This is a genomic window from Silvibacterium acidisoli (assembly GCA_022870745.1).
Lineage (GTDB): Bacteria > Acidobacteriota > Terriglobia > Terriglobales > Acidobacteriaceae > Silvibacterium.
In genome coordinates this window covers 4,583,087-4,598,215 of record CP085323.1, presented here as the reverse complement: position 1 = coordinate 4,598,215, position 15,129 = coordinate 4,583,087, and the positions used below count along the sequence as shown (strand labels likewise).

The 15,129-nt window shown below is 57.6% G+C and carries 8 protein-coding genes; all 8 read left to right on the top strand.

From position 1 onward, the window contains the following. The first annotated feature begins 293 nt into the window (after positions 1-293). Positions 294-2,582 carry an alpha,alpha-trehalose-phosphate synthase (UDP-forming) gene (locus LJD29_RS19025; protein WP_446743152.1) on the top strand — a complete coding sequence of 763 codons (2,289 nt, stop codon included), beginning with the start codon at positions 294-296 and terminating at the stop codon, positions 2,580-2,582. Continuing rightward, positions 2,572-3,357: a trehalose-phosphatase gene (gene otsB / locus LJD29_RS19020; protein WP_446743151.1), complete on the top strand. Its 786-nt coding sequence runs from the start codon at positions 2,572-2,574 to the stop codon at positions 3,355-3,357. Before LJD29_RS19025 ends, otsB begins: the two co-directional genes overlap by 11 nt. A 107-nt stretch (positions 3,358-3,464) precedes the next feature. Then, entirely contained in the window at positions 3,465-5,342 is a 1,878-nt protein-coding gene (gene htpG / locus LJD29_RS19015) for a molecular chaperone HtpG (protein ID WP_446743150.1), read from the top strand. 140 nt (positions 5,343-5,482) lie between these two features. Further along, positions 5,483-6,820, top strand: a complete 1,338-nt coding sequence (argG, locus tag LJD29_RS19010) for an argininosuccinate synthase (protein ID WP_446743149.1) — start codon at positions 5,483-5,485, stop codon at positions 6,818-6,820. Between the two features lie 143 nt (positions 6,821-6,963). Next, complete coding sequence (locus LJD29_RS19005) at positions 6,964-7,818, top strand: ROK family protein (protein WP_446743148.1); 855 nt, start codon at positions 6,964-6,966, stop codon at positions 7,816-7,818. A 53-nt stretch (positions 7,819-7,871) separates the two neighbouring features. Beyond that, the gene (locus tag LJD29_RS19000; RefSeq protein WP_446743147.1) at positions 7,872-9,998 is read left to right on the top strand and encodes a TIM-barrel domain-containing protein; all 2,127 of its coding nucleotides are present in this window, start codon (positions 7,872-7,874) and stop codon (positions 9,996-9,998) included. Between the two features lie 579 nt (positions 9,999-10,577). Beyond that, positions 10,578-13,991 (top strand): carboxypeptidase-like regulatory domain-containing protein, encoded by a 3,414-nt coding sequence (locus tag LJD29_RS18995; RefSeq protein ID WP_446743146.1) that lies wholly within the window; start codon positions 10,578-10,580, stop codon positions 13,989-13,991. A gap of 244 nt (positions 13,992-14,235) precedes the next feature. Continuing rightward, entirely contained in the window at positions 14,236-15,057 is an 822-nt protein-coding gene (locus LJD29_RS18990; RefSeq protein ID WP_446743145.1) for an alpha/beta fold hydrolase, read from the top strand. Positions 15,058-15,129: the final 72 nt, after the last annotated feature.

Sequence of the window (15,129 nt, the reverse complement as noted above, 5' to 3'; positions counted from 1 at the left end):
GCCTGTATTGTCATCCCTCATGAAAATGAGGGATGACGACTCTGATTGCCGGCCACTCGTGCATTGGCTGTTACCTGGTTTTACCCCTGAATTGATAAAATCAACCTATAGCTGATTGCTGGTCTGCGGTGTGCGTTCGCTGCGCGTTGGATAGCGTGCGTCTGCTATGGGAAGTCTTCACTCTTCAAACCGAAGAAAAAACACGGGTTGTGCCGAAAAAATTGCCGTCCATGCGCATTTTCCACCAGGGAAACAGCGTTTAGATGCATCCAAAGCATGACAGACGAGGGTGAATGAGGATTTTAAGTTTACGGCTGATCGTTGCGTTGATTCTCGGAGTGACTCTGGTATCCGTGATCTCTTCCTGGTACCAGGTGAGAACCGACAAAGATGCGCTCCGAGTCGATCTTGAACGGAAAGCGGAGACATTTGGCGAGAGCCTGGCTGCTGTCTCAGAATCTTATCTTCAGAACGGCGACACCACCGGGCTGCGGTCCATGCTGCGCCGCTTCGATGATCGCGACCACCTGGTTGGCATTGAAGTTTTCGACAGCGAATACTTTGCTCTTTCGAGCACCGGCAAGGCAAATGTCCTGCTTCCTGAGACTCCTCAGCTGCTGAAAGACGCCATCGCGCGGAATCGCACCGAGACGAACTACATGCGGTCGGGATTCCGGCGTATGTATGTACTGGCCGCACCGCTGCACGCGATTAACAACAGCGTGGCCGGCGGCATCCTTGTGGTCTACGACACCGGATATATTCGCGCACAGGTCTTCCGCGAATGGGGGCAGGCCTTTGCGCATATCGCCTTCCAGGTGCTGGTGATCGTTGGCATTACGCTGCTCATTGTGCGCTGGAGCCTGGCTGGGCCGATTCAGCGTGCGGCGGAATGGATGAAGACGCTGCGCACGGATCGCGACGTAGCGCCGCCTTCTCCGAAGGATCTGGACTTTCTGCACACGCTCGCCCAGGAAGTAGCTCCGCTGGCGGAGAGCATGCGGCAGGCCCATGCGGCCGCGGAGACCGAAGCGCGTCTGCGTAACACGAATGAATCGCTGTGGACCGCGCAGCGGCTGGCCGATCACGTTCGCACCAAGCTCGACGGCAACAATCTTTACGTGGTGTCGAATCGTGAGCCATATATCCATAATCGCCAGGATGGAGACATCAAGGTCACGGTGCCCGCGAGTGGACTGGTGACAGCGATGGAACCGATCCTACGTGCCTGCAACGGAACCTGGATAGCGCAGGGCAGCGGCAGTGCGGACAGGGACGTGGTCGATGAACACGATTGCCTCCAGGTACCGCCCAACGATCCTAAGTACACGCTGCGCCGCGTTTGGCTCACCAAGGAAGAAGAAGAGGGCTACTACTACGGTTTTGCGAACGAGGGTCTCTGGCCGCTGTGCCACATGGCGCATACCCGGCCTACCTTCCGCGCTTCAGACTGGCGTTACTACAACGAGGTGAACTCGCGCTTTGCAGACGCGCTTGCCGAGCAGATCGGCGATGAAGAGTCGCCCGTAGTCCTGATACAGGACTACCACTTCGCGCTGCTGCCACGCATGATTAAAGAGCGCATTCCGCATGCGCGCGTAGCGATCTTCTGGCATATCCCGTGGCCGAATCCCGAGGCGTTCAGCATCTGTCCGTGGCAGCAGGAGCTACTCGACGGGCTGCTGGGTGCGGATCTGATCGGTTTCCACGTGCAGGCGCACTGCAACAATTTTCTTAACACCGTAGATCGAGTGCTTGAGGCGCGGGTGGACTGGGAGCGCTTCTCAGTGCGCCGCAAGAGCCACTGGTCGTCGGTGCTGCCGTTCCCAATTAGTGTGGACTTCCTCGAGCCGGAGAATGTTGTCTCCGACACGAATACAGCAGAGGAACGCAGTGAGCTGATTGCGGAGCTTGGGATTGAAACCACTTTTCTTGGTGTAGGTGTCGATCGTCTCGATTACACCAAGGGAATCGTAGAACGCTTTCTCGCCGTTGAATCATTTCTCGAACGGCACCCACGCTACCAGGGCCGGTTCACGTTTATCCAGATCGGCGCGCCGACACGCAGCAATATTCCCGAGTACTCGCAATTTCATAAGAAGGTCAGGGATGAAGCTGATCGCATCAACGAGCGTTTCAAGGGCGGTAAGTGGAAGCCGATCGTGATGCTCGATCGCCAGCACAGCCATGAAGAGGTGCTGCGCTACTACAGGCTCGCGCACCTGTGCCTCGTAACTTCGCTGCACGACGGCATGAACCTGGTGGCGAAGGAATATGTTGCTTCACGTGATGACAATCGCGGTGTGCTGATTCTGAGCCTGTTCACCGGGGCTTCGCGTGAGCTAAGGGATGCGATCATCGTGAATCCATACGACACGCAGGCCACCGGCGAGGCGATTGCACGGGCACTGGAGATGGATGTGGAAGAGGTTACCGATCGCATGACACGCATGCGGAAGTCGGTCAGCGAACACAACATCTACTGGTGGGCGAGCAGCCTGATCGGCGACCTTTGCGATCTGAGGCTGAGCCGCGACACGGTGCTGAAGACGACCATCGAGGGTACACGCCGTGCTTCATGACAACTCGCGCGATGCGCTGGCGAAGCTGTTTCAATCCTTCGATGGCAACAAGACGGCGCGGCTCCTGTTGGATTACGACGGCACCCTGGCTCCATTTCAGCTGGATCGCTTCAAGGCCTATCCATATCCTGAAGTAGTTCCGATTCTCGAACGAATCATTCGCTCTCATGGCACCGAGGTTTCGATCATTTCCGGTCGCCCGGTAAGCGAGATCCGGGCATTGCTTGGGCCACTTGCAGACCTTGAGATATGGGGCGCGCACGGCATGGAGCATCGGTCGGCGGATGGCGCCTTCCGCAGGCTCGAGATTCCTTCCGATATTCGCGAGGGGCTTGCGCAGGCGGAAGAATGGCTGGCGCGTGAAGACCTGCTCTCAATGGCGGAAATCAAGGCTGGCGGTGTCGCGGTGCACTGGCGCGGGCTCAGTGCAAAGGAAATTGCGAATCTGCAACAGCGGGTGGAGGCTGGCTGGCAGCTGTTCCGGAGCACGCCGGGGCTGAAGTTCCTGGCCTTTGAAGGCGGCATGGAGCTTCGTTCTACCAAGCCCGATAAGGGCGATGCGATTCGGGCGATTCTCGGGAAGGCTGATGCGGGAACACCGGTCGCTTTTCTTGGCGACGATGTTACGGACGAGGACGCTTTCCGAGTGTTGAACGGCCATGGACTTTCGGTACTGGTGCGTCCCGAGTTTCGCGAGACGGATGCTGCCTTGTGGCTGCAGCCGCCGGTGGAGCTGGTTGACTTTCTGAATCTCTGGCACGAGGCGTCTTCGTAGCAGAGATTCTCCACGTATCGCATCGAAAACGTGCAGATCCTTCACTGCGTTCGGGGTGACAACCGTTGTCGCCTGCAAAGGCTGGCGATTTGGCATAATAAACCTGTATGTCCAAGCGTGAATTTCAGACAGAAGTCTCCCAGCTTTTACAGCTCATCATTCATTCGCTTTACTCCCACCCGGAGATCTTTCTCCGCGAACTGATTTCGAACTCCTCTGACGCTCTCGATAAGCTGCGCCACCTTACGCTGGTCGATGATGCGTACAAGTCGCTGCCGTTCGATCCGCGGATCGATCTTACGCTGGATGAAGAGAAGAAGACGCTCACCATCTCCGATACCGGCATCGGTATGAACGATGAAGATCTTGTCTCGCACCTGGGCACGATTGCGCGTTCGGGAACGAAGAGCTTCCTGTCGCAGTTGTCGGGCGATGCGAAGAAGGACTCGAACCTCATCGGCCAGTTCGGCGTGGGCTTTTACTCGGCCTTCATGGTTGCCGATAAGGTCGAGGTGACCTCGCGCAAGGCCGGTGAAGAGAAGACGTGGCGCTGGACCTCCGATGGCAAGAGCGGCTTCGATCTCGAAGAAGTCACTGGTGCGGAGGCACGCAGCGTAGCGGGAACGACCATCCTTGTGCACTTCAACGAGGAAGGCGCGCAGTATGCCAATAGCTGGCGGCTGAAAGAGATCGTCAAGAAGTACTCGAACCACATCGCCTTCCCGATCTTCCTGACTTACGAGAAGAGCGAGTGGAACGAAGAGACCAAGGAATCGACGAAGACTCGCGTCACCGAGCAGGTGAACGCTGCTTCCGCGATGTGGCGACGCTCCAAGAGCGAGCTGAAGGACGAGGACTACAAAGAGTTCTACAAGTCGATCACGGGCGACTGGGAAGATCCGCTGCTGTGGTTCCACACGCGCGCGGAAGGATCGCTCGAGTACACGACGTTGTTTTACATTCCGGCGAAGGCTCCGCTCGACCTGTACCAGGCCGATTACAAGGGCGGGGTGAAGCTCTATGTGAAGCGCGTCTTCATCATGGACGACTCGAAGGATCTGCTGCCGCAGTATCTGCGCTTTGTGCGCGGTGTGATCGACAGCGAGGATCTGCCGCTGAATGTTTCGCGTGAGATTCTGCAGCAGAATAAGGTTCTGACATCGATTCGCACGGCGAGCGTGAAGAAGATCCTCTCCGAACTGAAGAATGTCGCGGCGAACGATCCTGAGAAGTATGCAAAGTTCATCGCGGAGTACAACCGTCCGTTGAAGGAAGGTTTGTACGGCGATTTCGCCAACCGCGAAGTGCTGCTCGACCTTGTGCGCGTGAAGTCTACGAAGGTAGACGGACTCACCAGCCTGGCCGATGCCAAGGCGCGGATGCAGCCCGAGCAGAAGAGCCTTTATTACATCACCGGCGGTTCTGAAGACCTGCTGCGCAATTCGCCGCTGCTTGAAATCTACCGGAAAAAGGACATCGAAGTCCTTATTCTCGACGATGACATCGATGAGATCGTCTTCTCGTCGATTCCGCAGTACGACGCGATCGATCTGAAGTCGGTGAACAAGTCGGCGACGAGCGAAGATCTGCAGGACGAGTCTACAGCGGAGAAGAGCGAAGAGCTGAAGCCGCTGCTCGAGAAGCTGAAGGCGACGCTTGGCGATGCAGTGAAGGACGTTCGCACTTCGTCGCGTCTCGCGGACAGCCCGTCGTGCGTCGTCTCCGATGAAGACGAGCCCTCGGCCCGTATGCGCCAGATGATGCGCGCCATGGGGCAGACAAACATGCCGGACCTGAAGCCGACGCTTGAGATCAATCCCGATCACGAGATCATTCGCAAGCTGCTGGCGAACCCGGGCAATCCGCATACGGACGATGCTGCATGGCTGCTGTTTGACCAGGCCTTGCTGCTCGAGGGGATTCAGTTGAAGGATCCTGCGACGTTTGTGAAGCGGCTCAACCGGGTGCTTAGCCTGTCTGTTTAGCATCGAGCGTGGCCATGTCCACTGTGGCCGGGCTGCGCCTCTCTTCGCTGAATTCTCCGTGCTTTCAAACGCGGCACCCGCGTACCAGTAAAATGATTAGAACGTCAGCGCATTGCTGAAACCAAGAGGTTTGTTCCTGCATGTCAGTCATTCTTGAGAATCTTCCTGTAGGCCAGAAGGTGGGCATCGCCTTCTCCGGAGGCCTCGACACCAGCGCTGCGCTGCACTGGATGAAGAAAAAGGGAGCCGTCCCGTACGCCTACACCGCAAACCTGGGGCAGCCTGATGAGAGCGATTACGATGCAATTCCGCGTAAGGCGATGGAGTATGGCGCGGAGAAAGCACGTCTGATCGACTGCCGTGCGCAGCTGGTCCGTGAGGGCATTGCGGCGCTTCAGGCGGGTGCGTTCCACATCACCACGGCTGGATCGATCTACTTCAACACCACGCCGATTGGCCGCGCAGTGACCGGCACGATGCTGGTGACGGCGATGAAGGAAGACGACGTCAACATCTGGGGCGACGGCTCGACTTTCAAGGGCAACGACATCGAGCGCTTCTATCGCTACGGCCTGCTGGTGAATCCTGAGCTGAAGGTTTACAAGCCGTGGCTCGACTCTTTGTTCATTGACGAGCTTGGCGGACGCGCCGAGATGTCGGCCTTCATGACCCAGGCCGGCTTCGGCTACAAGATGTCTGCCGAGAAGGCATACTCGACCGACTCGAACATCCTTGGCGCGACGCACGAAGCCAAGGACCTGGAACTGCTCAGCTCTTCGATTCGCATCGTGCAGCCCATCATGGGCGTGGCTTCATGGCGCGATGATGTCGCGGTGAAGGCGGAAGAAGTCACCGTCCGCTTTGAAGAAGGCTTTCCTGTCGCGCTGAATGGCAAGGACTACGGCGACCCGGTAGAGTTGATTCTCGAGGCGAATCGCATTGGCGGACGCCACGGCCTGGGCATGAGCGATCAGATCGAGAACCGCATCATCGAGGCGAAGAGCCGCGGTATCTATGAAGCTCCTGGCCTGGCTCTGCTGTTTGCCGCGTATGAGCGCCTGATCACCGGCATTCATAACGAAGACACGATCGAGCAGTATCGCGAGAATGGCCGCAAGCTTGGCCGCCTGCTCTACCAGGGGCGCTGGTTCGACTCGCAGGCCCTGATGCTGCGCGAGGCTTCGCAACGCTGGGTGGCTCGCCCCGTCACGGGCGAGGTTACGCTTGAATTGCGTCGCGGAAACGACTATTCGATTCTGAACACCGATTCGCCGAACCTGACCTTCAAGCCCGAACGGCTGACGATGGAAAAGGGCGAGTCGACCTTCTCGCCGCGCGACCGTATCGGACAGCTGACCATGCGCAACCTCGACATCACCGACACGCGAGAGAAGCTGATCAACTACGCGAAGTCGGGCCTGCTGACGCTGAGCAAGGGAAATGAGATGCCTCAGCTGGGTGGCAGCGAGAAGGAATAATCACTGCTTCAGCATTCCAAGGTAAAGGCCGGCAAGCATGCCGGCCTTTACCTTTTGGAGCAAGCGGCCAGCTGTACAGATGTGTTTGCGCGAAGCTATCTTTGTGCCTATGTCACTTACCAGCTTGGCGATGGCGTGAGTCGATGAAAAAGACGCTTACACTCGACATCGGAGGCACCAACTTCAGCGTCGCACTCTTTGAAGATCGCTCTCTCGTTCGCCTGGAGACTCAGGCTACGCTCCGTGATGCCGGGCCAGTATGGATGCTCGATCGGATGGAGGAGATGGTCACAGCGTGGAATGCCGGGCCGTTCAATGGATGCGGCATCGGCTTTGGCGGGCCGGTGAATTTCTTTACGCAGCGGGTCATCTATTCGACACACGTCTCGGGCTGGAACGACTTCGATCTCTGTGGCGAGGTCAAACGCCGCTTCGCAACGCCGGCTGTGATCGATCGCGATTCACTGGCAGGAGCGCTCGGCGAAGGTATTCACGGAGCGGGCCGAGGGATGCGGCCCATCTTCTACATCACGCTCTCAACCGGGATCGGTGGCGGGCTCCTTACCGACGGCGGATTGTTACGCGGAGCAGACTCTTTCGCCTGCGAGCTTGGTCACCACATTGTTGTTCCAAATGGACCCGAATGTCTTTGCGGTTCGTATGGGTGCCTGGAGCGTATGTGCAGCGGCCTTTGGCTGGAACGGGACTACGGCAAATCTGCAGAAGAACTTATGCGGGATCCTGCGTTCGTTGAGAAGTATGTCGTGCATCTGGCGCAGGGATTGAAGAACACCATCATGTTTCTTAACCCCGCTCGCATCATCATCGGAGGAGGCATCGCGACCGCCGGCGATGCACTCTTCGTGCCGTTGCGCAAGGAGCTTGCGAAGCAGATGCCTCCATGGTCGAGGGCACGTATGGATGTAGTGCCAGCAGCACTCGGTCGCGAGACGATTGCGTGGGGTGCGCTCGAGCTGGCCTACGCGGAGCTGTACTAAGTAATTGCGATATTCTTCTTGCGCGCGACGATGCGCGTGGGAATGGAGCCGAGTTGACCAAGGTAAATCGACGGGATCTTGCGAAGGGCCTCGCGGCGGGGATCGCTGCTGCCGGCTTCGCGACAAAGACAACATTTGCGCAGGAAACAGCGCCAGCGGGCCGCACAGAAATGCAGTGGACGCCCGTACATTCGGGCATATGGAAGGCCACGATCGGCACGCCGGAGCCGCACACGCCGGTCTCCATGCGTGCCATCGAGCCTCTTGCCGATGCTATCGATGCGTTGTCTAAGGTCACCGACCCTCCCCATGCTGCTCCGTATGGAGAGATCACTCGCCGTGGATGCCGCGTTGCGATCTCACTTGAGAAATCGGAGCTGATGTATGGATTCGGCCTGCAGCTTTTGTCCTTTCAGCAGAGAGGGAAGAAGCGCATCATTCGCGTCAACGCCGATCCGAAGGGTGACTCCGGCGATTCGCATGCGCCAGCGCCGTTTTACGTGACCACAGCCGGCTACGGCATTCTCGTCGATACACTGCGTCATGCGGATTTCTATTGCGGTGAGATTCATCCGAAGCCTACGACCGCGATTCCGCTTGAGCAGGACGCCGTCAACACACCGGGTGACACGCAGAGTCGCACGATCGACGTGCAAAGCGAAGTGCGGATTGAAGTGCCGCGCGCAACAGGCGTAGATGTTTACCTGTTCGCCGGTCCATCGATGCTGGATGCGGTGAAGCGCTACATCCTCTTCTCTGGCGGCGGTGTCATGCCGCCGCAGTGGGCGCTCGGCTTCTGGTATCGGCCCGAGATGCATGACGGGCAGGAAGAAGTACTGGCGCTGGCGCGCGAATTCCGGCAGAGCCGAATACCCTGCGATGTGATCGGACTTGAGCCGGGCTGGCAGACACATGCCTACTCGTGCAGCTATGTGTGGGACAAGCATCGCTTTCCTGATCCGAAGAAGTTTATCGGCAGCGCGGCGCAGCAGGGCTACAGGGTCAACCTGTGGGAGCATGCGTACACGCATCCCTCGTCGCCGGTCTTCGGCGAACTGGTTCCATATTCTGGCGACATCGCAGTGTGGGAAGGGCTGGTTCCGGATTTCGCGGGCGAACCGGCTCGCAAGATCTTCGGCGACTATCACGGCAAAGAACTGGTGGAGATCGGCATCAGTGGTTTCAAGCTGGATGAATGCGACAGCTCCGACTACACCGGCGGCTGGTCGTTTCCGGATTTCAGCCAGTTTCCTTCCGGGCTCGACGGCGAGCAGATGCATGCCATCTTCGGACTGAAGTATCAACAGGCGATCTGGCAGCAGTTTCGGCAACGTGGCCTTGAAACATTCAACCTTGTCCGTTCGAGCGGAGCGCTGAGTGCGCCGTATCCGTTTGTTCTGTACAGCGATCTTTACGATCACCGCCAGTTTGTGCGTGGCGTAGTGAACTCTGGCTTCTCCGGGTTGCTGTGGTGCCCGGAGGTACGCGATGCTGTCAGCGAGGAAGACCTCATTCGCAGGCTGCAGGGCGTTATTTTCTCGCCGCTGGCCATGGTGAACGCCTGGTACATCAAGAATCCGCCGTGGAAGCAGATCGATCGCGAAAAGAACAACGCCGATCAACTGGGAGAGAACTGGCAGAGGCTCGAGGAGCGTTGTCGCGAGATCATCGGATGGCGCATGCAATTGCTGCCGTACCTGGCCGCCGCCTTTCGCCGCTATGCCACCGACGGCACGCCACCGTTCCGCGCACTGATACTCGATTATCCGAACGACGCAACCGTTGTAGAAGTAGACGACGCATACATGGTGGGCGATCGCATGCTCGTAGCACCTTTGTTCGCAGGCGAGCCGGGGAGAAAGCTTACGCTGCCTCGTGGAGAATGGCACGATTTCTGGACAGGAAAGCGAGTCGCGGCAGGACAAGCCATCGAGATTCCTGCATCGACGGAGAACATTCCTGTCTTCGTAAAGGCAGGATCAGTGATTCCGATGGCCGCTATTACCGGTTCAACAGGCGACGCCGAAGCGAAAGATTGGACGGTGCAGGTGTACGGCGACGGTAGCCTTCCATGGACCGGAGAAGGTATCACCATTGGCTGGGACGCCTCGTCAAAGAAGGGAAGCCTCCAGCAGCAGGGTAGCAGGATCAGAATTTCGGGTTGGCAGCAGATGGGGTAGGGGCTCTTTAGATTCGACCATCGTGCTGGTTGATATCAAGGACGCAGCATGCGCCTTTATAAACGGATGGTTCCATCATGGCTCCACTCGGCCGCTGAAGCCGGGTGAGGGCAGTGAATCGTATGCCCCTCTGGCGCAGGCGCTCATCGGCTGTTTAAAGTTCTCCGCCATTCTGACGATCTTCCGTGTGTCGGCAGGCTTCTACCTTGGCTACTGGGAAAAGGGAAATATCTCCGACGGCAGCTTGGGCCGGGCGGCGGCCTCATGTCCAGGCAGATTCATGGCATAGGTTGGCAGCGCAATTGCACCTGTGTTCCGGTGTATGCTGATGATTGCTCTTGTCCCACTTTCTGGACAGGGCGAGGTGACCGCAGGGCCCAGCAGACCCAGCGCAAGCCTGGTGAAAATCCGCTGGATGGACAGTTAAATCCAGCGCATAGTACCGTATGTTTCCGTACCCTCTGGACGCTTCCGTAAATCGGGTGCCCCGAGGGAACGAAGAAGCCGAGTTTTTCCGTGAGAGCCCCCGTAAGTGGGGAGAGACGGATCGGCGCAGATGCACAACTATTAGGAGAGACCATGAGAAGCAAGCAGCTCTATCAGGTGCTGTGCTGTCTTTGGGCATGCCTGTTCGCAGTCACAGGATTTGCTCAGACAGTTAACCAATCCATTACAGGCCAGGTGACAGATCCCAGCGGGGCAGTTATTCCCGGTGCGCAAATCATTGCTCACAATCTCGACACCGGCGTCGACACGCCCACCAAGACCAATCAGAGCGGCTTCTACCGCATCGAATACCTGCCCATCGGGCACTACTCGGTCTCGGTGACCGCGAGTGGCTTCGTGAAGGCAGCTCTGCCGCCCTTTTCGCTGGAAATCCACCAGACGCCGACATTTAACGTGACGCTTCAGATCGGCTCGTCCGCCACTACCGTTAATGTCGAAGCCGCTGCTCCCATTCTTAACACCAGCGATCCGACAATCAGTTCGACCTTCACATCGAACATCATTTCGAGCTTCCCGCTGAACGGCCAGGACTTCTCAGCGATCACGTTGTACATGCCCGGCTCGATCAGCACGTCCGGAACGTCCGGTACGACCGGCATCGAGCGCAGCACCTACAACAGTGACGTTCCGAATATGAACGGTAACCGTTCCCAGGCGAACAACTACACGCTCGACGGTATCGACATGAACGAGACCTTTAACAACCTGATCGCCTACAGCCCGGCTCCACAGGCACTCGATCAGATCCAGGTCATGACGGCCAACGCCCCGGCAGCCTACGGAAACGTTAACGGCGGCGACGTGGTGACCGTACTCAAGAGCGGCACCAATCAGTTTCATGGTTCAGCCTATGGTTTAGTGCAGGATTATCGGCTGAATGCGAACTCGTGGCAGAACAATCAATCCGGTACCGCTATCAATCCGTTCTCGCAAGCGCAGTTCGGAGGCACATTTGGCGGACCTATCAAGCGCGACAAGCTCTTCTTCTTTGTCGATTACCTGGGTTCCCGTTACCACACGGGCGGTATCGGACATGCGAGCGTGCTTACCGCCCAGGAAAGAACCGGCGACTTCTCCGATATTCTCCCTGCCAGCACTGGCTACGGCGTGCAGCTTTACGATCCGGAAAACAATTTCGCACCTTATGCCGGGAACGTTGTCCCGGTGTTAAACCCGGTGGCGAAGTACCTGTTCTCGAACACCGCCCTCTATCCGCTGCCTAACGCGAAGCCTACCGACAACCTGTTGGCAAACAACTACGCGGCGCCGCAGAGATCTTTCAAGGCAAACAACCAGGGCGATATCAAAATCGAATACGATCCCCGCGCGGCAGATAAAATCACAGGCTTCTACTCGATGGGAACCGCCTATGACGGCTCAAGTCCTGTACTCCTGATTACATTCCCGGGTGAAAACATCTTCCCGACCAAGATGTTCGGCACAAACTGGGTTCATACCTTCTCACCGCAGTTGGTCAACTCCGCCCATGTTGGCTTTACTCGGATCGTCTGGATCGAGGGACTTCCGATCGATAGCACCGGACTCTTCGGTACGAACGGCGACCAGGTCGTCGGTATCTCATTTCCAAACCAGTCGTACCAGGGCTTCTCTTATCAGTCGATGGGGAGCATCGTAAGCGGCCTGGGTAATCCGGCACAAAACAATAACGGGTTGACGGACAACACCTATACGTATATCGATGACCTGACCTGGCAGCGCGGCCTCCACACCATCACCATGGGTATCCAGGGCGAGCGCTACCAGAACAACTATCCCACGTCGAACAATAACGGCTACCTTGGAACGCTGACCTACAGCGGTGCCTACACCAACAATCTTTCCGCAACCGATGGCCAGGGTTGGGCTCCGGCGGACTTTGTACTCGACCGCGTTGCCCAGGCCGCCGCAACACTCGGCAGCGTGAATGTCGGCCAGCGCCAGTGGCGCGTCGCGGGGTACGTCCAGGATGACTGGAAGGCTACCCCAAGGTTGACCCTCAACATCGGTCTTCGCTGGGAGTTCGACCAGCCCTGGATAGAAGAAAACGATAAGACCGGAAATATCGACCTCACCACAGGCCAGGTACAGTACGAAAACCATGTTCCAGTGGGCGCGCCTGCCGGGTCCGGTGTCTGCAAATACGCAGGCTGCTATAAGCCGAATTACAAACAGTGGATGCCGCGCCTCGGGTTTGCCTGGCAGGCGACCGACCGCTTCGTCGTGCGTGGCGGTTACGGCGCAACCAGCTTTTACGAGGGCAACTCATCCAACCAGCGCCTGACCTCGATCACACCTTTTATCCAGGCTGTGAATGCCACCACCGTAGCACCCACGGCGGGTAATGCAGGTGGCCCTCCGCGGAGCGCAGAACAGGGTTTCAGCGGGGGCGTCGCGCAGTATGGCGGCACCTTCAATGTCTATCCTCAGGACATTCAGCCGGCGTATATCCAGGAGTGGAGCCTGACCACCGAGTATGCGCTGACCCACACCCTGTCACTGCAGGTTGGATACATCGGCGAGCAAGGACAGCACATTGAGGATTACGGCAACGTCAACCAGTACCTGGTGAACGGCGACCCAACCAGCGCGCCGTTTTACAACAACCAGTACCTTGGCGTTAACGCCATCGATCCATCGGTATCAATCGGATCGTCTCCACTGCTCATCACCGAATCGCGCGCGATGATGAACTACAACGCGATGCAGGCAGTGCTGCGCCAGCGCCTCAATCACGGCCTGGAGTTTAGCGTGAACTACACGTACAGCAAAGCCATGACCAACGCCGTAGGCAACTATGGCGTAAATACGAGCGGTTACGGCTCGACTGGTTTCCAAAATTACTACGACGGCGGAGCCGACTACGGCCTGGCCGGTTATGACGCCACCCACAATCTGTCCTTCACGCCGGTCTACGCACTGCCGATCGGGCGAGGCAAACAATTTGGCAACGGCGTAAATCGCTGGGTCGACGAAGCCATCGGTGGATGGAAGCTTTCCGCCGTCGGCGTCATATGGTCGGGTTTCCCTGCAACGGCAACCGGCCCAGGCAACAACTCCAACAGCTACGGCAACTCTCGCCCTAACCAGTACCGCAAGATCAAGATCCGCAATCGCTCGATCGAACACTGGTTCGGAACCGATCCATCCGCCACCGACGTCTGCCAGGCCGGCGTCGATGACGGCACCTGCGCCTTCGGATTTCCTGCATCGAACGGTCAGGGTGGCACACTCTTTGGAACAGCACGCAATGGTTCACTGCGTGCTCCGGACTTCAAGAATGTCGACATGTCGGCTTTCAAAGACTTCCACACCTACAAAGAGCAGCTAATCGGTTTCCGTTTCGATGCCTTCAACGCCTTCAACCTGGTGAGCTACGGCAACCCGAACACCAGCGTAAACAGCACGCAGTTCGGTTACATCGCACAGATTCAGGCAATTCGCTCAGTCGAGCGTCACCTGCAATTCTCTCTGCACTACGACTTCTAACCTAACCGGCTGCCGGACCCGTGTTCGGCAGCCGTTAACTTTCTCGCCTCAGCACGATTCCTTCCCACAACTCCAGGGCTTCCTCCGTTTGTGCGAAACCGCATGTGCAACAAACTGTTACAGGTGCGGTGCTATCATCCAGCCACGCAAAGACAGATGAAACCGGCTTTTGCGGTTGCTGGGGCCGGTTTGAGACACAACGCGTGGCGTTGTCGCGCCCGCATCACGATCAGGAGTTGAGTGCATGAGCTACATTACGACCAAAGACGGCACATCAATCTATTACAAGGACTGGGGAACCGGCCCGGTTGTCACTTTTTCTCACGGATGGCCGTTGAACGCCGATGCCTGGGACGGCCAGATGCTGTTCCTTGTGCAGAATGGATTCCGCGTCGTGGCGCACGATCGCCGCGGACACGGCCGTTCGAGCCAGCCTGCGACCAACAACGACATGAATGGATACGCCGATGACCTGGCAGCGGTCATTGAGGCTCTCGACCTTAAGGATGCCACGCTGGTCGGCCACTCCACGGGCGGGGGAGAAGTGGCGCGGTATATCGGCCGTCACGGCACCAGCCGCGTCAGAAAAGCTGTACTGATCGGCGCTGTTCCGCCGGTGATGGTAAAGAGCGAGTCAAATCCTGAAGGTCTGCCTCTGAGCGTATTCGACGGGATCCGCAAAGCAGTCTTCGACGATCGTTCGCAATTCTGGAAAGAGCTGGCGGTCAGCTTCTACGGCAAGAACAAGGGAACCGCAGTGTCGCAGGGGCTTATCGATCAGTTCTGGCTCTGGGGTATGCAGTGCGGATTGCTCGGAGCGTATGAATCGATCAGGGCTTTCTCCGAGACCGACATGACCGAAGACCTGAAAAAGATCGATGTCCCAACTCTCCTGATTCACGGCGAAGCAGACCAGATCGTTCCGATCGAGGATTCGGCCCACAAGTCCGAAAAACTGGTGAAGGACGTAAAAACACACTATGTTCCGGGCGCACCGCACGGGCTGACCGCAACTCACCAGGACCTTGTGAACCAGGTGTTGCTGGACTTCCTCCTCCATAGCTAAATATCTGCAAAGAACAATGCGCATGTCATGGCGAAAGTTGTGGCGTGCGCATTTTACTTGACGGCGCACCTG